The organism is Pseudoalteromonas sp. CST2 (genome assembly GCF_028599385.1).
GTDB classification, from domain to species: domain Bacteria; phylum Pseudomonadota; class Gammaproteobacteria; order Enterobacterales; family Alteromonadaceae; genus Pseudoalteromonas; species Pseudoalteromonas atlantica.
In genome coordinates this window covers 21725-41781 of the sequence record NZ_JAQREO010000007.1, presented here as the reverse complement: position 1 = coordinate 41781, position 20057 = coordinate 21725, and the positions used below count along the sequence as shown (strand labels likewise).

General features: G+C 41.3%; 18 protein-coding genes. 3 read left to right on the top strand and 15 right to left on the bottom strand.

Annotated elements, in window-relative coordinates:
• Window positions 1-3: 3 nt before the first annotated feature.
• The 3 genes from fliE to PSH41_RS10930 all read right to left on the bottom strand — a co-directional run bounded on the left by fliE (window position 4) and on the right by PSH41_RS10930 (window position 3042).
• On the bottom strand, window positions 4-336 hold the full coding sequence (gene fliE / locus PSH41_RS10940; RefSeq protein WP_004588289.1) for a flagellar hook-basal body complex protein FliE: 333 nt from the start codon (window positions 334-336) through the stop codon (window positions 4-6).
• A 172-nt stretch (window positions 337-508) separates the two neighbouring features.
• Complete coding sequence (locus PSH41_RS10935; RefSeq protein ID WP_273589031.1) at window positions 509-1933, bottom strand: sigma-54-dependent transcriptional regulator; 1425 nt, start codon at window positions 1931-1933, stop codon at window positions 509-511.
• Window positions 1930-3042 carry a sensor histidine kinase gene (locus PSH41_RS10930; RefSeq protein ID WP_024032324.1) on the bottom strand — a complete coding sequence of 371 codons (1113 nt, stop codon included), beginning with the start codon at window positions 3040-3042 and terminating at the stop codon, window positions 1930-1932. Before PSH41_RS10930 ends, PSH41_RS10935 begins: the two co-directional genes overlap by 4 nt.
• Before the next feature lie 132 nt (window positions 3043-3174).
• Here PSH41_RS10930 and PSH41_RS10925 point away from each other — a divergent pair, with 132 nt between their 5' ends.
• The gene (locus PSH41_RS10925; RefSeq protein ID WP_273589030.1) at window positions 3175-3762 is read left to right on the top strand and encodes a DNA-3-methyladenine glycosylase I; all 588 of its coding nucleotides are present in this window, start codon (window positions 3175-3177) and stop codon (window positions 3760-3762) included.
• 116 nt (window positions 3763-3878) lie between these two features.
• Here PSH41_RS10925 and PSH41_RS10920 read toward each other — a convergent pair whose 3' ends face one another.
• Window positions 3879-5315, bottom strand: coding sequence for a sigma-54 dependent transcriptional regulator (locus tag PSH41_RS10920; protein WP_273589029.1), 1437 nt, complete (start codon window positions 5313-5315; stop codon window positions 3879-3881).
• A 357-nt stretch (window positions 5316-5672) separates the two neighbouring features.
• Here PSH41_RS10920 and fliS point away from each other — a divergent pair, with 357 nt between their 5' ends.
• Together fliS and PSH41_RS10910 are read left to right on the top strand one after the other, a co-directional pair.
• Complete coding sequence (gene fliS / locus PSH41_RS10915) at window positions 5673-6074, top strand: flagellar export chaperone FliS (protein WP_024032327.1); 402 nt, start codon at window positions 5673-5675, stop codon at window positions 6072-6074.
• Between the two features lie 4 nt (window positions 6075-6078).
• On the top strand, window positions 6079-6375 hold the full coding sequence (locus PSH41_RS10910) for a hypothetical protein (RefSeq protein WP_273589028.1): 297 nt from the start codon (window positions 6079-6081) through the stop codon (window positions 6373-6375).
• Between the two features lie 105 nt (window positions 6376-6480).
• On the opposite strand, the gene fliD is transcribed toward PSH41_RS10910, so the two are convergent.
• From fliD to PSH41_RS10855, 11 genes are all read right to left on the bottom strand, one after another.
• A complete protein-coding gene (fliD, locus tag PSH41_RS10905; protein ID WP_064386721.1) occupies window positions 6481-7887 on the bottom strand; it encodes a flagellar filament capping protein FliD in 1407 nt (468 codons plus the stop codon).
• Between the two features lie 56 nt (window positions 7888-7943).
• Window positions 7944-8378: a flagellar protein FlaG gene (locus tag PSH41_RS10900; protein WP_064386722.1), complete on the bottom strand. Its 435-nt coding sequence runs from the start codon at window positions 8376-8378 to the stop codon at window positions 7944-7946.
• Between the two features lie 167 nt (window positions 8379-8545).
• A complete protein-coding gene (locus tag PSH41_RS10895) occupies window positions 8546-10018 on the bottom strand; it encodes a flagellin (protein WP_337939743.1) in 1473 nt (490 codons plus the stop codon).
• Between the two features lie 309 nt (window positions 10019-10327).
• Window positions 10328-11833, bottom strand: coding sequence for a flagellin (locus PSH41_RS10890; RefSeq protein ID WP_064386724.1), 1506 nt, complete (start codon window positions 11831-11833; stop codon window positions 10328-10330).
• A 275-nt stretch (window positions 11834-12108) separates the two neighbouring features.
• Window positions 12109-13377 carry a flagellar hook-associated protein FlgL gene (gene flgL, locus PSH41_RS10885; protein ID WP_273589027.1) on the bottom strand — a complete coding sequence of 423 codons (1269 nt, stop codon included), beginning with the start codon at window positions 13375-13377 and terminating at the stop codon, window positions 12109-12111.
• A 2-nt stretch (window positions 13378-13379) separates the two neighbouring features.
• Window positions 13380-15386, bottom strand: coding sequence for a flagellar hook-associated protein FlgK (gene flgK, locus PSH41_RS10880; protein WP_273589026.1), 2007 nt, complete (start codon window positions 15384-15386; stop codon window positions 13380-13382).
• 1 nt (window position 15387) lies between these two features.
• Window positions 15388-16404, bottom strand: coding sequence for a flagellar assembly peptidoglycan hydrolase FlgJ (gene flgJ / locus PSH41_RS10875; protein WP_273589025.1), 1017 nt, complete (start codon window positions 16402-16404; stop codon window positions 15388-15390).
• Between the two features lie 135 nt (window positions 16405-16539).
• Window positions 16540-17634, bottom strand: a complete 1095-nt coding sequence (locus tag PSH41_RS10870) for a flagellar basal body P-ring protein FlgI (RefSeq protein WP_004588022.1) — start codon at window positions 17632-17634, stop codon at window positions 16540-16542.
• A gap of 11 nt (window positions 17635-17645) precedes the next feature.
• A complete protein-coding gene (flgH, locus tag PSH41_RS10865; RefSeq protein WP_004588021.1) occupies window positions 17646-18329 on the bottom strand; it encodes a flagellar basal body L-ring protein FlgH in 684 nt (227 codons plus the stop codon).
• A gap of 20 nt (window positions 18330-18349) precedes the next feature.
• Window positions 18350-19138 (bottom strand): flagellar basal-body rod protein FlgG, encoded by a 789-nt coding sequence (gene flgG / locus PSH41_RS10860; RefSeq protein WP_004588020.1) that lies wholly within the window; start codon window positions 19136-19138, stop codon window positions 18350-18352.
• Between the two features lie 21 nt (window positions 19139-19159).
• Window positions 19160-19903 (bottom strand): flagellar basal body rod protein FlgF, encoded by a 744-nt coding sequence (locus PSH41_RS10855; protein WP_004588019.1) that lies wholly within the window; start codon window positions 19901-19903, stop codon window positions 19160-19162.
• Between the last annotated feature and the right edge of the window lie 154 nt (window positions 19904-20057).

The window sequence follows — 20057 nt, the reverse complement described above, 5'->3', positions numbered from 1 at the left end:
TACTTAAACAGGCATGTTCATAATTTCTTGGTATGACTCAACAAGTTTATTTCTTACTTGTACTGTAGCCTCAAATGCCACTGACGATTTTTGTGAGGCAATCATTGCCTCAGCAAGCGATACACTTCTATCACCCATTTCAACAGCCACTACTTTTTGTTTGGCATCTTGTTGTAAGCCATTAACCGTGTTTAATGCATCACTTAGCAAGTCACCAAATTGAGCAGACGATGTTGGCTGAGCTTGGGTAGGTAGCTTATTGATTTGATTTGTATGGCCTGCTTCTAAAGCCATTGATTGCATTTCTTGAAATAGCGCGCTGTTTTGAATTTTCATAATTTTCTCTGGCAAATGCAGTTAACGTTCATAAAGGAAATAAAGCACAAAGTGTGCCATAAAAATAAACCTTTAATTACATAAGGTTAACCATTATTTTTGAGAGTCAGAGATTTGACAACCCTAAACTAAGCGTGGTTAGTTTAGGGTTATATAGAAGAAAGGGGTAAAGTTATGCGGGCAGCGAAATACCTAAATCACGCATTTGCGCTAGTTTATAACGTAAAGTACGCGGACTGATCCCAAGTGTTTGTGCAACATCTTTACGTTTGCCTTGGCAGCGCGCTAGGGTCTCTAATATTATTTTATGCTCTTTATCTTTTAGCTCATCTTTATAGCTGCCAGTATCAACACTAGGCAGTGAGCCACTCACCTCTGCAGGCGTTATTTTGTCATCATAATACGCGCCACTGGGAGTGTTCGCTTGTTCAGGCGCTATCTCCTGTTTAGGCATACTGTTAATTGGCGCTTGCATTAAGTTTTCAATAAAAATAGCCTGTTCGCCAATTACATTGCCCGTTCGCAAAATAAGCGCACGTTGAATTACGTTATCAAGCTCGCGTACATTACCTGGCCATGCATGGCTTAATAATTTTTGCTCAGCGGCACTATCAAGCGTTGCTAGCGGCTCTTTACTTTTAACTAAATGGCGCTCTATTAAATGCTTAGCCAATACAATTATATCGCCTGGGCGCTCACAGAGCGGTCGCCACATTAGGGGGAATACATTTAAGCGATAATATAAGTCTTCTCTAAATTGGTTATCTGCAACGGCTTCTTTTAGGTCGCGGTTACTGGTGGCGAGTACTCTTACATCGAGTGAAATTGTTTTTCGGGCACCTAAACGCTCAACTTCACGCTCTTGCAATACCCGTAATAGCTTAGCTTGCAGCCCCAAGTCCATTTCGGTTATTTCATCAAGTAATATGGTGCCGCCTTGGGCTTGTTCAAATTTACCTGGGCATGCTTGTATTGCACCGGTAAACGCGCCTTTTTCGTAGCCAAATAAAGTGGCTTCAAGCATGTTTTCGGGAATAGCCGCACAGTTTATTGCCACAAAAGGCGCATCGCATCGGTTTGATTTATCGTGAATGTATCGCGCTAACACTTCTTTACCTGAGCCACTAGGGCCTAGCACCATAACGCTTGCATCTGAGCGCGCCACTTTGCTCGCCAGTTCTAAAAGCGCAATACTGCTTGGGTCGGCAACAATTGGGCCGTCAGTGTCTTTTGGCTTTTCGGGTAAATACCGACTAACCATATTTAAAAGCACCTCAGGGGCAAATGGTTTAGCCATATAATCAATTGCGCCTAAGCGCATTGCCTCGACTGCATCATCAATCGTTGCATAGGCAGTCATCATTAATACGGGGAGATCTGGGTAGTTAAGCTTAATGCTTCTAAGTAAATCTAGGCCGCTCATCGCGCCCATTTGCACGTCGCTGACCACTAATGAAAACTCAGATTTTTTTAATTGGATCATGGCTTGCTCAGCACTATCGGCTGCAACACAGGCAATACCCGACATCTCTAACGTGTCTATGAGTGCTTCTCTTAAACCTGCATCATCTTCAACCACTAGTATTGTATTACTCATGCTGTTTTCTCCTGCGTTGAGGCCGTGCATATGGGCAGCAATAAACTAAAACATGCACCACCATTGGCATTATTAACCACTTCAACACGTCCTTGATGCGCATTAGCCACAGAGCTTACAACAGCAAGCCCAAGCCCTGTACCTTGGCTTTTTGTGGTATAAAACGGTTCAAAAATTTTCTCTATTTGGCTCAACTCTACACCAGGGCCGTTATCGCATACGCTAATACGCACGGTATCGGGTTCGCTGCTATCGCGCTGCGCTTTTAATGTCACCTGGGCTTGGCTGCCAATAATTTGAATACTATTGTGAATAAGGTTTTGAATAGCACTGGCCAGCGCGGTTTTATTACCGGTAATTTCTATGTCTGGCTCTGGTAGCTCAACAACAAGTGAGCTGTTATTTAAGGCTACCATTGCATCGGCACCTAGTTTTACCTCGTTTAAAAGCTGCTGCATAGAAACCTGTTCAACCACTTGTTGCTCGCCGCTTTTAGCAAAAAGCAGCATATCGTTAACTTGGGTTTCTAAGTCTTTTAATCGCGACATTAATTTAGTTTGAAAGTTATCGCGTGATGACTCTGGTAGCTTTTTAGAGCCCAAATTGGCCGCGTATAACATAGCCGCCGAGAGCGGTGTACGCACTTGGTGCGCAAGCGATGCCACCATTTTACCAAGCGCACTCAAACGTTGCATATGGGCTACGCGCTTTTGCAAACGGCGCGTTTCTGTTAAATCTGTCATTAATATTAATTGCCCAGGCTCTGGCGCTAGCGCGGTAATATCAAGCTTTATAAGCCGGCCGTCTTTGAGCGACACTTCGTGCCCATCATCTTGGTGGGGACGAAAAGAGCGTTGAATAATGTTAAACCACTTCTCTCCTTCGAGCGGCTCGCCTAACATATCAATCGCGATTTGATTGGCTTTTGCAATAAGCCCTTTGCCATCAAGCACAACAACACCCGCAGGCATAGTATCAACTAAGTGCGACAGCCAACTTGCTTGCTGTCTTAAATCACTTAATTCACCAATGTACTCTTCTTGAAGTAAACATGGGTTATACTGTTTTGCAGTAATAAACTGTGGTTTAAGTACACTCGCAAGGGCCATAATCAAATCTCTTAATGATGTAGATATAGGGCTAAATGCACAATTTATACCAATATTATTTTATATATTTTTCATTTAGTTACCTTACAATATCGCGTAACAAAAAAATGACGCACACTAAAAGGAATAATAATGAGTGAGCAAAATAAATGCCGTTGTGCATGGCTCGACGCCACAAAGCCTGATTATGTGAAATACCATGATGAAGAATGGGGAGTCCCCCTTTATGACGACACGAAATTATTTGAATTTATTACCCTCGAGTCGGCGCAAGCGGGCTTAAGTTGGTACACCATTTTAAAAAAGCGCGCAGGCTATAAAAAAGCATTTGCTAATTTTAATGTGCAAAAAGTGGCTAAGTTTACAGCCGATGATATAGAACGGCTAATGCAAGATGAGAGCATAGTGCGTAACCGCTTAAAAATTGCAGCCACCGTTAATAATGCTCAACGGTTTATTGAGATTCAAAAAGAATTTGGCAGCTTTAGTAATTACCAATGGCAATTTGTGGGCAATAAACCAATTATTAGTGATTTAAATAGTGTTGAAGACACCCCTGCAATTACCGAGGAGTCAAAAGCGTTTGCAAAAGATTTAAAAAAACGAGGTTTTAAATTTTTGGGCCCTACAACGGTATACGCACATATGCAGGCCTGTGGCATGGTTAACGATCATAGTAATGATTGTTTTAGAAGAGCCGAGATTATTAAAAATTATTAGCTGTAAGCTGTAAGCTGTAAGCTGTAAGCTGTAAGCTGTAAGCTGTAAGCTGTAAGCAAGAAATTAAAAGAGCCAAACTCGGTAATTTGTAGTGGTTCGGCACTTGCTAAGTTTGGCTAATCTCGCGATAGATTGTACTTTTTCATTTTTTCAACAAGCGTTGTACGCCTTACACCTAATATCTCTGCGGCGCGCGCAACAACGTAATCAAAACGCTCTAACGCTTGGGTAATTAAGCTTATTTCAAGCTCTGCTAAATAATCTTTAAGCTCTATACCTTCTTCGGGTAATACGCCAGATCCCGGTTGGCTAAATTCAGGCTCTGGTTCATTATCATAATCGCTAAAACCTGAGCTAAAAATATCGTTAAAGGCATCTTTTTCAAGTAGCTCTTCAGGGTACTCTGGCTCGTATGCGTCTACCTCGATGTAGCGATATTTATTGGGTAAATCGGGTACATCCACTACTTTTTCAGGGAACATAATCACCATGCGCTCCACTAAATTAGCAAGCTCTCGAATATTACCAGGCCAAGCATGCTCTTTTAGGCTCTCTACCGCGCGCTCTGTAAATTTAGCCGACGTACCACTTTGCTCATTCACACGACGCATTAACTCTTTAAGTAATAAAGGTATGTCGTCTGCACGCTCATTAAGAGACGGGTTTTCAATAGGAAACACGTTTAAACGGTAATATAAATCTTCCCTAAAGCTGCCCTTTTCAATCATTTCCTCAAGGTTGCGATGAGTAGCGGCAATCACCCGTACATCTGCTTGAATAGCTTTTGTGCCACCTACACGCTCGTAGCTGCGCTCTTGTAATACACGCAATAACTTTACTTGCATTTGCAGCGGCATATCGCCAATTTCATCTAAAAATAGCGTACCGCCTTGCGCTAATTCAAACCGCCCTTTACGTGCAGAAATAGCGCCGGTAAATGCCCCTTTTTCGTGACCGAATAGTTCGCTTTCTAGCAACTCTCCAGGTATGGCACCACAGTTTACTGGTACAAATGGCCCCGTATTGCGTTTAGATAATAAATGGACATTACGCGCAACCACCTCTTTACCCGTACCCGACTCGCCTAAAATAAGCACGTTTGCATCGGTTTTAGCCACTTGCTCTATCAAAAAGCGTACGTTTTTAACCGCATCAGTTTCGCCAACTAAACCATCAAATGTTTTATGTTGCTTATGATGCTTGTGACTTCCAGGAAGCATACGTTGGTACTGTTGGCAGTCGTGTAATAACTGTGTGGTTACTTCGTGATTAAACGGCTCACAAATTAGTCCCACTACATTAGCAATGCTTAATAATGGCTTGAGTGTTTCACCAATGAGTAAAAAAGGCAGGGTTGGGTAGCTTTTAATTAAGCCTTCATGATCTAAGCTTTGTAATGCGCCTAAAATAACAATGCATTCTTGCTGTTGATACTTACTACATACTTCTTCAAAGTCATTTTCATCAAGCAACTGCACAGCTTCCCCAATAAAGGTAAGTGATGCATGTAATCCTATTGCACGGTTATTATTATTATCTAAAATCAAGATCATAGTTAGCGAGCCATAATTTCACTAATTTATTTTATTAGCTAAATTGTAAGCGAGATCTGTATGGATGCAAGTAATAGCGGCGGTTTTTTGACATAAACGCCAAAAAATAGACATCGCTATAAAACAATAATACTTAATAATTAAAACTTAAGTATTGTTTTGTTGTTTAATACTTAAAGCTAATGCCATGTCTTGTTTTTTACTTAGTGCATAAATCTACGTAGGTCAAAAATATAAACTATAATTAACTTAAGTTGAAAGCAACGATGCCGATAACTAAATAAACGCAAGATGCTTGGCATTAATATTGCTTTTGTTTCGTATAGACGATTTCACATATTTATTTAGGATTTCCCCATGGCTCATGTTTCATTAAAAAAATATTCTCAAGTGCGCGCCAGCAACATTGCTGAAATGGCGCCCTATGAGCAAATTAACCTTATTTTTAGTAACATAATTGGCCGTTTGGCCGCTACTAAAGGTTTTATTGAGCGCAAAGAAATAGAAAAAAAAGGCGAAAACATCTCTGCCTGTATTTTACTCTTAGGTGCATTACAAGACGCGCTTAATTTAGAAGTGGAACAAGATCCGAGTATTTCAAATAATTTATTAGCACTTTATGACTACTGCCAAAGGCGCCTTGTGCAAGCAAATGTTGACAATGACATTGAGATTATTTCTGAGGTAGCTGGCATTATTAAAGAAATTAAAGAAGGGTGGGATAGCATTCCTGTCGATCAGCGTACTCCTGCGGTATAAGCTAATGGCTTTAGAGGAAACAAGCAAAGCTGAGCATATTAATCAATTACTCAGCCAAATTGAAGTATTAGTGCAAAGCAACAAAGCTGATGACGCCACGCCAATTATGGATACTTTAAATAGTGAGCTTAAGCGCTGGTGCGAAAGCGATAACCCGCCTACCGCCGAGCAACTTATGGTTGTGCAAGCCAACATCAACAACATTAGCAAACAAGCAAATGCAGTTAAAAACGAATCATCTAAAGCCATAATTAAGCAAAAAAAAACAGGTAAAGCAATCTCGGCTTATAAATCGGTTTAGCTACCTCTAGCAGCTTTAAACTTACTAAGCTTCTTAAAGGCAATATTTAGACATAAAAAAACCGTTTTTAAACGGTTTTTTTATGTTCATAATTAATATGGAAAATTAAGAATTATTACTCACCACACCAGGCATATTTTCAAGCTGCGCTTGCACGTAACTACTTGTCGAGTTTAAGCTCGCTACCAATAAATCCATGGCGTTGTATTGAGCGTATAACCTGTCAGATAACGATTCCATTTTACTTGTCAGGCTTTCGCGCTGTTCATCAATATCTTCTAATTGATTTGTTTTACTGTCGATACGGTTTTGGATAATGCCGTCAGAGTCAGTATAAAAACTCATTAACTCGTCAAACGATTGGGCAAAGCCGCCTTCGTCTTCATCAGTGCCTACAAAAAACTGCTGCACTAAGTCGACATCTTCATCAATTTTTTCATTTAAAGTCTCGGTATTAAGCGTCAATACTCCATAACGATCGGCTTCAACACCTAATTGCGAAAGTGATAATGAGTTGCCATTGCCTAAATCTACAGAGTCGGTAATCTGCTCTCGCAATTTAGACATTACACCGCGTAGTAACGAATCACCGGCCATTACACCAGCACCATCTTCGCTTGATGCCCCTAAGTTATTACTAAGTTCAAGTAATTCATTGTAACTAGAAATAAAATTGTTTAAGCCCGATTGGATATTGTTATTATTTTCGGTTACCGATATATCACTTAAATCATCATCAGTACCCTGAGCTTTTTTAGCGGTGATTGTTATACCGTCTATAACATCAGTAAACGTATTTGAAGAACTACTAACTGTGAGTGAGCCATCAATGGTAATGGATGCATCGGTTGCAGCAATAATTTCAGATGCATTTTGTACACCTGCAGAGTCAAAAGCTAAACGAGATAGCCCGTTGGTATCTGTGTTATTACCGTCAGTATCCGTTACTTCTACTTTAATCTCGTTTTCTAAGCCACTCTCTTTAGCTGAAAGAACTAAGTGTTGGCCTGTATCATCCGTTATGATTGTTGCGTTTATGCTATCGTTATCGCTGCTGTCGTTAATCGCATCTCTTATTTCACTTAAGGTAGCGGTATCTGATACTTCAATATCAAAGCTATTCTCGCCGGAGCTGAATGTCATAGTACCTTCACCCACAGCGGCGTCAGCATCAAAAGCTTCTGAAAGTATTTTATGCTCTGTAGCAAGGTTATTAACCTTTACAGAATAACCACCTGGCTGGGCGTCTTCATCAGCACTAATCGATATAAAATCATCATTGCCTGACGTGCTACGTTTTTGGTAATTATCTGCATCACCTAGCGCTTCCATTGCTGTTTGCACTTGTTGTAGCGCAGACTTTAAAGCCCCTACAGCAGAAATATCAGTAGTTAGCGTACTTTCTTGAGTATTTAGGCGAGCCTCGGCAGGAGCCTGCTCAGCGTTAACTAATGCATCAACTATGTCTGATACAGCTAAGCCAGAGCCTAAGCCATTAAACGAAATAGACATACTTCACCTCTTTATACTCAAAAAATTTAACTAATAATATATCAACGATACGTCGACTAAACGGTTTGGTCGATTAAAATACCCGCAGATTCAGAAAGCTTTGACACTAAACTTAATACCTCTTCCGAAGGGTATTGCTTAATTACATCACCACTGGTTTTATCAAGTATTTTAATAACGTCACGGCCTGAGTCTTCATCAACTTGAAATTGCAGACTACGGTTCATCTCCCCCATAAATTCCTGCAATTGTTGCGCCACTTTTTCAAGCTGTTCACGCTCAAGCTGTTGGTTTTGCAAACTATTAGTCTCAGTTCCTTGTTGTGCGTATTGGTTGCTTAACTGATTTTGTGGGCCTTGTTCATCCGTTTTATTTACGTCATCAACAGCTCGCTGAGTCAATACTGAGCCAGCCTGCCCTATTTGTTTATCTTCACCAGTTAAAGATGTTGATGCTATAGTAACTTCTGCGTTTGAAGTAATGGTGTTCATAACGCCTCCTAAAATTGCCGAACTTGTATAGTTATTAGACTAACAATAGTTTAATTTATACCCTTAAACCACAAAAGGAGGTAGCTAAAGCCACCTCCTTGTTTTTTAAAACTAATACTGACTTTTTGTACTAGCTAGCTACCCATTAAGCTATAACGTTTTACTTATTAACCTAATAAGCTAAGAGCTGTTTGTGGTAACTGATTCGCTTGCGATAAGATTGATGTACCCGCTTGTTGCAAGATTTGGTTTTTAGTCATCTCTGCCGTTTCAGTTGCAAAGTCTGTATCTTGAATACGGCTACGTGATGCCGATACGTTTTCTTCAATGTTAGCAAGGTTACTGATAGTGTGGTCAAAACGGTTTTGAACCGCACCTAAACCAGCTCGCTGAGCATCGATATTAGCAATTGCGTTATCGATAATTGCTAGTGCATCTTGTGAGCCCTTTTGGTCAGTAATGTCAACATCGGCTACATCACTTAGCTTACTAGTAATATCCGCAGTTGCTGAAGTTGTAGTATCTGCTGTGTTAGTAGTGAAAGTTTCAGAAGAGTTCAACTGAATCGCACCAGTAATAGTTGCATCTGTAGCACCGCCGCTCGTTAGTACAAAAGCAGTATCATCTGCGCCATCATAACCTTGAGCAACAATTGAAGCAGTTGATGCTACTGCAGCACCTGCTGAATCAACAGCATCAAAATCTGTTAGCACAACATCTTCACCTTGGTTGTTTGATACGCTCAACACACCATTTTCAATTGAAGCAGTTACACCGTGCTCATCTGTACCAGAGTTAATAGCCTCAGCCATTGCTTGTTGGTCTGTAACAACATCACCAGTAGTAACGTATGATACTTTTTCATCGTTTAATGAAAAACTAACCGTACCATCAGCCGCACCCACAGCACCTAGTGTCACTTCTGCTTCAGTTCGAGCTTGTGCAGTTACGCCTGTAGTAGAAGAGTATTGATTGATTGCATCAGCAGCTTCTTTAGCTGTAGAGTTAGCTGCAATAGTGACAGCAGCTGAATCACGGCCATCAATAGTAAGAGCTCCCCCAGCTACAGAATTTGCAGCACTAGCACTACCGAAGCCAGTATTAGCAGCACCCTGCAAATTCACTTGATTAGAACCTATGTCTTCTGCAGCTACACTTGATAACGAAACATTAATAGTTTCATTTGAGTTAGCACCAATTTGGAAAGATTTAGAACCAAAACTACCATCTAGAAGCTGTTGACCACCAAATGATGTTGTATCTGCGATACGTGTTAATTCAACTTGCAATGCTGACACTTCTTTTTGAAGTGATTCACGGTCTTCTGTTGAGTTTGAGCCGTTAGCAGATTGTAGCGCTAGCTCACGCATACGTTGTAAAATGCTTGTAGACTCGCTCATTGCACCTTCAGCGGTTTGTGCCATTGAGATACCGTCGTTAGCGTTACGTTGTGCTACTGCTAAACCATTTACTTGTGATGTTAAACGGTTTGAAATTTGTAGGCCTGCCGCATCATCTTTTGCGCTGTTGATACGCATACCTGATGATAAACGCTCCATTGACGTTGCAAGGTCAGAGCCTGAAGTAGAAAGGTTACGCTGAGCGTTTAATGAAGATACATTTGTATTTACTGAAATCATAATAAAACTCCTGATTACTTTCGTAATGTGACTGTTTAGATTTAACCAAGAGCTGTCACAATTGTATGTTCAAGCTCTGTACTGGTTAAGTTAACGGCAGGAGAAAATTTATCTTTAGCGTTATTTTGATTTATTTTTAAAGTTATTTATAAAATAAATATAAACAACTAATTTTAAAGGAGATAATAAATTCACTTCCCCCTAAAAAAGTTTTTAATTCACGTACAGCATGCTATTTATGGACAAAAAACAAAAAAGCACACCTATCAAGATGTGCTTTTTTATAAGTTTTATTAATAGCGTTTATTACTAACCACCTAATAAGCTAATCGCAGCCTGTGGTACTTGGTTTGCCTGTGAAAGGATTGATGTACCTGCCTGCTGTAGTATTTGGTTTTTAGTCATCTCTGCTGTTTCCGTAGCAAAATCGGTGTCTTGAATACGGCTACGCGATGCAGTTACATTCTCTTCAATGTTTGCAAGGTTGTTAATTGTAAAACTAAAGCGGTTTTGTACCGCACCTAATCCCGCACGTTGCTCATCAATATTGGCTATTGCATTATCAATGATTGAAAGCGCATCTTGAGAGCCTTTTTGAGTAGTCACATCAATATCAGCTGCATTTTCAAGCTTACTGGTGGTCTCATTGATAGTCGCAGCTAATGATGTATCATTTGCAGTAGCAGTAAATACCTCAGCAGAATTAAGCTGAATACTTCCCATTACTCGTGTTGAATCTGTGCCACTACCACTGGTAAGTGTTACTGCGGTATCTGGGTTACCATCATATGATGCTGCGGTAACATCTAAAGTAGCAGCAACCGCTGTACCTGTAGCATCAGTCGTTTCAAAATCTTCGATTACTACGTCTTCACCTTGGTTGTTAGAGATAGTTAGCACGCCATTTTCTATTACAGCTGTAACGCCGTGCTCATCTGTACGCGCATTTATCGCTTCAGCCATTGCTTGCTCATCACTATCTGCGTTAGCAGTGGCCACAAACGATACTTTTTCGCCATTTAGCTCAAAGCTTACGATTTCATCAGCAACGGTAGCTACACCACCAATATCAAGAACAGCCTCAGTACGAGCTTGAGCTGAAACGCCTGTCGTTCCCGTCATTTGGTTAATTTTAGCTGCGGCATCTTTTGCTGTGGTACCTGCTTCAATATTAATTATTGAATCATCACGACCTGAAATCGTGTATGTGCCTGTAGCGACTGAGTTTGCAGGTGCTGTAGCGCCAGCTGCAGCAGCAGTACCAAAACCTGTATTTGCAATACCTTGTAAATTTAATTGGTTTGAGCCAATTTTTTCAGCTGCAACGCTTGAAAGTGATACATTAATGGTTTCGTTAGCGTTAGCGCCTACTTGGAAAGTTTTACTACCGTAGCTACCATCTAGTAGTTGTTGACCACCAAATGAGGTAGTTTCTGCAATACGTGTTAACTCAACCTGAAGTGCTGACACTTCTTTTTGCAGTGCTTCTCTATCTTCTGCTGAGTTTGAACCATTAGCTGCTTGCAGAGCAAGTTCACGCATACGCTGAAGTATGTTGGTCGACTCACTCATTGCGCCTTCAGCGGTTTGCGCCATTGAAATGCCATCGTTGGCGTTACGTTGAGCAACTGATAAACCATTTATTTGTGAGGTTAAACGGTTTGAAATTTGTAAGCCCGCCGCATCATCTTTTGCGCTATTAATACGCATACCTGATGACAAACGCTCCATTGATGTTGCTAGGCCTTCGCCAGATTTAGTTAAGTTACGTTGTGCGTTTAATGACGACACATTAGTATTTACTGTTAATGCCATTTTACCATCTCCTAGGTTTAAACAGAGTGTGGTTCAGCACGTTTTAACAGGAACCACTATTCGATAATTTCTAATTATTAGAAAAGCATTTACTGTGCCAACTTTTAAATAAATATAACCGCATGTTTTTAAAGTGTTTTCTATAGAAACATTAAACGTTAACAATAAGTTATCTGGTTATCTGGAGTGACGACAATTTATTGCCGCTATTTTGAGGGAGGTTTTTGCCGCTTTGTATTAACTAAAGCGGCAAGGTATTTCTGCTTATAATCTGTTTATAAGTAATCAAATAAAGAAAGGTTTGTTAAACGGCCAAACGTGGCTTGTGACGCTTGCAGTGCGGTTTCTTGTTTAGTGAGTTCACTAATGGCTTCTGCCATGTCTACCTCTACTAAATCAGAAAGGTTACTTTTGTTTTGAATGTCTTGCGCAAGATTTGAGTCACTCACGCTTTCAACCGCATTCATCCGCCCGCCTAAGCTCGCTTGCGTATACACAACTTGCTCGCTGGCATTTTGAAGCTGTACTACACCATCGGCTAATACTTGCTGAAAATCATCGTTTTCAAGTGTGCCATCATTTAACCCCGTAATGAGTGATTGTAATGTATTAAGCACGTTTTCTTTGTGCGGCTTTTCGAGGGTAAAATCAAGCTGGCCTGGTGCTGCGCCTTCAAATTCGATTTTCATGCCTGCAAAATCGATTGGCTCATCCGTTACCTCACCTACTTGTGCAGGGCTCAGCGACACACCGTCGCGCAAAATTTCATAAGTATCAGGGTCGTTGGCGGTAGCGCCTGGTGTTATTACCACATTATACGTGTTCGCTGTTGCCGCTGCGGTTGGATCAGCATTGTAGTTATCTTGGTGGAAACGGTCGAACTCTGTTTGGCCATCTACATAAACCGTGCCTGCTGTAATATTATTTGCAGGCGTAGTTACCGGGATCGCAGCTTGATTATCAGTAACATCAAGTCGTGCGTCGCTTTTCTCAAACGTATCAAAACCGTTATCGCTTGATTTAATACTTACCCCTTCAGCTATGGTTATTACATGCTGGCCTTGATCTCCATTATAAGTATATTCACCCGTAGTAGAGTCAAACTGGTATGGTTGGGTGCTGTCTTGGTAGCCTGAAAAAATAAACTTACCGTCTTCTGAGCGGGTATTCATTAAATTGACGAGTGTTTTTTGTATTTCACTCAGCTCAGCCGCGATTGACTCTAAATCATCTTGAGTATAAACACCATTACCTGCTTGAATCGCTAGCTCTTGTGCTTGTTGGATATTGGTATTTATACTTTGTAAGATGGTTTCTTCAGTTTCAAGACGGCCAGTTAACTGGTCAATATTTTTAGCATGCTGCTCATTTGTTTGTATTTTATTTGAGTAAAGCATCCCTTGCGAAATAGCAGCAGGTGCTTCTGAGGTAGTTAAGTATTTTTTACCTGTTGTTACTTGCTCTTGTGCATTAGCAACACTTTGTTGGTTATCGAGTATTTTATTAATGTTGTTTTGATACATTAAGTTATTTGATAAACGCATAATTACCTCGCCGCACTTAATAAGGTGTCAAAAACTTCTTGGGCCGCAGCTAGTACTTGAGCTGATGCTGAATATGACTGCTGAAAACGCAGTAAATTGGCAGCCTCTTCATCTAGGTTTACACCTGAGAGCGACTCATACCACGCTTCTGATTGCTGGGCTAACGCATCAAATGCGCTGGCACTGGTAATGGCTTGGCCGGTTACTACGCCAATATCACTCACTAACCCTGAATAAGCTTGATTAAACGTTTCGTGATTGTCGGCAGTGGCTGTTGTCACTACATTTTTACGCACTAATTCGCCATTCTGTAAATCAGCGAGTTTTAAACCATTACGGTTATCATCAAAGCCGCCTTCGTTAAATTCAAGGGTGAAAGTGTCTCCAGTGGCTGGCGTGCCTTCAATGTCAAAGTCAAAGCCATAGTTGCTATAAGGTGCACCAGCCTGAGCCAGTATACCCTCTGCCGGTGGCGTTATAGTAAAGGTTGTGGTGCCATTTGCATCTGTAATTTGATATTCGTTTACAGTGCCTGTTTTAACTAACGTGATATCGCCATTGGCTAAACCAGGGGTAGTGTTAAAGCCACCCGAGGTAACACTTGTTACTTCTCCGGCTGAAATAGTCGCTGTACCTACATTATCTATGCTGTTAGCTGTACGAATAGGCGATGCCAGTGCTAAGTCTTCACCGCGGCTTGTCGCAAGGGAAATACTGGTTGCCGCCTCTGAGTTAAGTTTAATTTGAAACTGATCACCTGTATTACCAGTACCTGCTACATCAATTTGTAAACCAAACGACTCCCCACTCGTAATGTCATCTGAGTCGATAACACCTGATGGCGGTATAGTCGCTAAAGAGGCGCTGCCTATCGGCTCCCCTTTATTATCTATAGGCTGAATGCTCACTTCATTTGCATTAGCGGTATAAGTAACAATAAAGTCGCTGGCAGGCAGTTCACTGCCTTTACCAGCCTCAAGCGTGGCAGTTAAACTGGCGCCGCCGGTATTAGCTTGGTATGCATAAGCACCCACGGTAGGTATATTAAATATATCACCGCCTAGCTCGCCGTTAGCATCCATACCCAATTTATTTTGCTCGTTGAACGCATCAGCAATTGCCAATCCCATTTGGCCAATTTGGTTTTGTGCAGGCACGAGTATGTCGTCTCTAAAAGCCAACAAGCCGCCAATTTTGCCTTTTAATTTAGTTGCATCTATTTCTAGCGGCACAGCTTTGCCGCCATTAACGTCAAGCGTCAATTCTTTAAAATTAGGATCGGGGTCACCCGACAGTGAAAACAAGTTAAATGTACCGTTTTCCATAACTAAAGATTCACCGCTGCCCATAAAAACGAGTTTTTCGCCATTAGGGCCATCAAGTGTTTCTATATCAACAAGCTCTGATAATTCACGAATCGCTAAGTCGCGCTGGTTATAAATAGAGCTTGCGTCAGATGCGTTATTTGTGCCATTTACGACTGCAATTTCTTGGTTTAACGTATTTATATTTTGGATAAGTGAGTTGGCTTCTTCAGAAAAAATCTCAAGCTGCTCATTTACTATACCTTGTTGCTCAAGCACGATACCCGAAAGCCTATCCATTTGATCAACTAAACTTTGCGCATCGGTCATTACTAATGAGCGAGCAACTGTTGAAGACGGCTGGTTTAGCGCCTCTTGCACGTTATTAAATAATGAATTTATACCCGTTGATAAGTTATTAGACTCTTCTGAAAAAATAGTATCAACACGGTTGGCTTCTGTTACAAATTGATCAAAAAACGATTTATTTGACGTGTCGCGGTTTAACTGCGACTGGGCAAACTCGTTCAATAATCTGTATGTTTCGCCGCGACCTACTTGGTTATCAACCATAGTGGTAAATTCAGTGCGCTCACGAACGTAGCCTTCTGTATTTACATTGGTGATGTTTTTACTGGTCGTTTGCAACAGCTCAGAGCTTGAACGCACCCCAGCACTGGCAATATTTAATAAACTAAACGACATATTACTTCACTCCTTGGGTAAACGCGCTTGTTGCAATATTTTTAAGCTCACTGCTATTTAGCACTTTTTTTATTTTACTCGCGTAATTAGGATCGGTTGCATAGCCTGCTTTTTGTAGCGAATCTAAAAATTCGTTTGGCTGTGCTGTTTTTTGTAATGCTTCTTCGTAGCGTGGGTTTTGCGTTAAAAAATCGACAAAGTCGTTCACGCTTTCTTTTATAGAATCGTAAGCTCTAAAACTTGCTTGCTTTTTAACAGGGGTACCTTGCTCAAATTCAAGCGTTACTTTACTTGCTTTATCGCCTTCCCAGCTTTTATCTGATTTAATATTGAACAGGTTATTTGAGCTATTCCCGTCGCTTTTATTAATAATATGCTTACCCCAACCCGTCTCAAGTGCCGCTTGGGCCACCATTACTGCAGGGTTTAAACCAATTTTTTCGGCCGCTGTTTTAGCATGCTCCCACACTGCACTAACAAACTCTTCAGCATTATCAAATGACGACTGCTGTGTAGGCTGTGTTGTGGTTTTAGTTTGTGTTGCCGCACTGCTGACTACTAAGTCATCTTTATTTGCTTGCTTTACACTGTGCACCTTTTCGTGCGGCAGTTCAGAGCCTGCGCGTTTATCACTGATAAAGTCGTTAGTAGTTCTTAATACTGAGCCAGGCATAAAGTTCTCAGCCTCTGGAGAAAGCTGCTGAACAATTAAATCAGCCAGACCCAAAGACCCATTTGATGAAAGCTCAGAAGAGAGCTGCTGATCGTGCATTTCTTCAAAAAACTTTACGCCGCTTGAGTTAAACGGACTGTCTTCATCTTCAAATGCTTCGTTGGCTTTACGCATCCCTTTTAGAAGCATTTGTGTAAAAATAGCTTCAAATTGTGCCGCTGCTTTTTTTAGCGCCGCTTTAGAGGCATCAGTAGATGCATCACCGCTGTTTAAAGCGTCTTGACGTAAAGTATTAAGATTACTTAAATCAAAAAAGTTTTGCTTATCGAGGTGATTTGTTTCCATCAGCTTTTTGACACAAAAATGAATAATGCTTTAAGAAATGCAAAAATTGAGCCAAAGAAAGGTAAACAGTAAAAAGCTTAAGTACCTTTTGAGTACTTAAGCTTTATGTGGAAGGGTAAATATTCTAAAAAATAATTAAATAACAACAAGCTGCCCGTTAATTGCACCCGCTTCTTTAAGCGCTTCTAAAATAGCCATTAGGTCTCCAGGTGCTGCGCCTACTTCATTTATAGCACGCACTAAGTCATCTAAGCTAACGCCGGGGTTAAAAACAAACGCACGAGAATCATCTTGATTAACGTCAATAATACTTTGCTGTGTAACAACGGTTTCGCCTTCTGCTAACGGATTAGGCTGCGTTACATTTTGCTGTTCAGCAATTGTGACTGTTAGGCCGCCATGGGTTATTGCCGCAGGCTGTAGCTTCACATTTTTGCCAATGACAATCGTTCCCGTACGTGAATTAACAATAATTTTGGCTGAAGTGTCAGCAGGCTTAAACTCTAGGTTTTCAAGCGTTGATAAATAAGACACTCGTTGTGATGCATCACGTGGCGCAATAACGCGTACTGAGGCAGCGTCAATAGCTTGTGCACTATTAGGGCCTACCAAATTGTTAATTGTTGCTTCTAAACGTTTTGCCGTTGTAAAGTCTGGGCGGTTTAAGTTAAAAGTAATGTAGTCGCCTTGCATAAAAGGGCTTTTAACTTCGCGTTCAACAGTGGCTCCATTAGGTACGCGGCCAACCGTCGGGGTGTTAATGACCACTTTACTGCCATCTAGCCCTTGTGCTCCTAAACCACCCACAATTAGGCTACCTTGTGCTATGGCATATACGTTTCCATCCACCCCTTTTAAGAAAGTTTGTAACAAGGTGCCGCCACGTAAACTGCCTGCACTGCCAATAGAAGATACCGTAATATCAATTGTTTGACCCGGCTTTCTAAACGGCGGAAGCTCAGCGTGGACTGCCACTGCTGCTACGTTTTTAATTTTAGGGCTTTGTGTTGAAGGCAGCGTAATACCAAAACTGTTTAGCATGCCTCTAAAACTTTGTTGCGTGTAAGAGTTTTGCTCCCCTGTGCCAGGTAGCCCCACCACTAAACCATAGCCAACCAATTGGTTAGCACGTACGCCTTCAACCATAGAGACATCTTTTATACGCTCGGCGCTGGCAGAAAATTGCCAGCCTAGCAGTATGATCAAAATAAACGCTTTAATGCTATTCATACTACTATCCTCTAAAACGGAAATAACGAGCTACTAAAGAAACGTGTTAACCACCCTGGGCTTTGCGCTTCTTGTGTTTGTCCTTTACCTGAATATTGAATTCGGGCATTAGCTATTCTATTCGACTCAACCGTGTTATCGGCGCTTACATCTTGCGGACGTACAAGGCCTTCGAGCCTAATAAACTCTTCGCCGGTGTTAAGTGTTAGCCATTTTTCACCACGAATAACTAAATTACCATTGGGTAAAACACGCATAACATTCACCGAGATGTCGCCCACTAAGCTGTTTGACTGATTTGATTTAGAGTCACCGGTAAATGATGAATCACTACCAATGCCAAACTGAATACTGTCGCCACCTATATTTACAGGTAAACCACCTAACCCAATAACGGGGTCTAGGCTGGCTTCGGTTTCTTTATCGGTTTCGGTTTTAGCGGCTTTTGTAGCTTGTGTTGACTCTTCAAGCTTAACGGTAATTATATCGCCGGTTCTAAGTGCTTTTTTGTCTGAATACAAATCATTAAATGTATTGGTGTTAAACAACGAACCCGTTGCAACAACAGGCTCTGCTACAGGCTCTGGGTACATGGGTGCGTAGTAGGGGTCATCTTGAACCACTTCACTATTTTGCGTAGAAACACAGCCACTTAAAAATAAGGTGCCTGCTGCAAATAAAATAACATTACGCATAACTATCCCCTTGTGCACGGTTATAACTGTTGATTGATGTAGCTCATCATTTCGTCAACGGCCGAGATTACTTTTGAGTTCATTTCGTAAACACGTTGAGTTTCGATAAGGTTAACCAATTCTTCCGTTACATTAACGTTTGATGTTTCAAGCGAGCCTTGAATAATAGTTCCTAAGCCTTCTACGCCTGGATTACCTTGAACAGGCGCCCCACTAACAGCGGTTTCGGTGTAAAGGTTTTGACCAATTGGCTCAAGACCCGATGGATTAATAAAGTCACTAATTGTTAGCTGGCCAATTACCACGTTATCGGCTTGCCCTGCAACGCGTACAGATACTTCACCATCTTGAGAGACTGTAATTGATTGCGCATCATCGGGTACATTCATTTCGGGCTGAACAACAAAACCTGCACCTGAGGTAACAATGCGGCCGTCTTCATCGGTAGTAAATTGCCCATTTCGCGAATACGCAATATTGCCATCGGGTTGCAGCACTTCAAAAAAGCCTTCGCCTGAGATCATCCAATCGAGTGAGTTTTCGGTGGTGAGCATATTACCTTGCGTAAACTCTTTTTGGTTAGCAACCACTTTTGCACCCGCACCTAGCATTAGGCCAGATGGCAGCTCGGTATCTTGTGATGAGCGCCCGCCAGGCTGGTTGATGTTTTGATACAGTAAATCTTCAAAAATAGCGCGGCTTTTTTTGTAACCTACGGTACTGGCATTCGCCAAGTTATTTGAAATAACTGAAATATCAGTTTGTTGAGCGTCTAGCCCTGTTTTACTTATCCACAATGCAGGATTCATAAGTATGCCCTCATTTTAAAGTTAAACTATGCGCATCAACTGATCTTGACGTTCGTCAATCTCTTCAGCTGTTTTCATTAGTTTTACTTGTAACTCAAATTGACGTTGGTGGTTGATCATATCGACCATTTCGTGAACTGGATTAACGTTAGACATTTCCAGTGCACCACTTAACACTTTTACATTTGCAGAGGTATCGACAGTTTGCCCTGGTACAGGTCTAAATAAACCATCGTTGCCTTTTTCAAGCTCTCTGCTGTTTCCTTCAACAACGCGCAGCGTGTCTACTTCTTCTAAAAAATTGGCAGGCGCGCCTTGGGGGCGAACCTGTATGGCGCCATCTTCACTAAAACTTATTTTTTCAATAGGAACCGGTAAAATTACGGGGCCACCTTCGCCAATAACTTGACGACCATGACTTGTTACCAACATACCTTGCGCAGTAATGTTTAGCGTGCCTACTTTTGTATATGCTTCGTTACCTGAGTCATCCTGAACGGCAAGCCAGGCGTTATCGCTCATGGCAATATCTAAATCTCGCCCTGTTTCGATTATGCCGCCAGAGGTCATGTTAGAACCTGGTCGCTCTTGCATTGAAAACACGCGCGTTGGTAAGCCCTCGCCAAATGCTTGCATAGAACGCGCTTGCGCAAAGTCAGCTTTAAAACCTGTGGTGTTTGCGTTTGCCAAATTATTGGCTTTAAGTGCAAGCCCTTGTAGGCTTTGCTTAGCGCCAGAGGCTGCAATGTAGACCATTTTGTCCATAACATCGACTCACATAAAAAATCTCTGAGCTGATAAATGCAAAATAGATGCCAGGTTAAATTTGACGCAGTATAAGGAAGGTATTGAACGGTTCAGCTAGGCTAATTTTAGCTACATAGCTACAAAAAAGGCTGCAAAAATGCAGCCTTAGAGT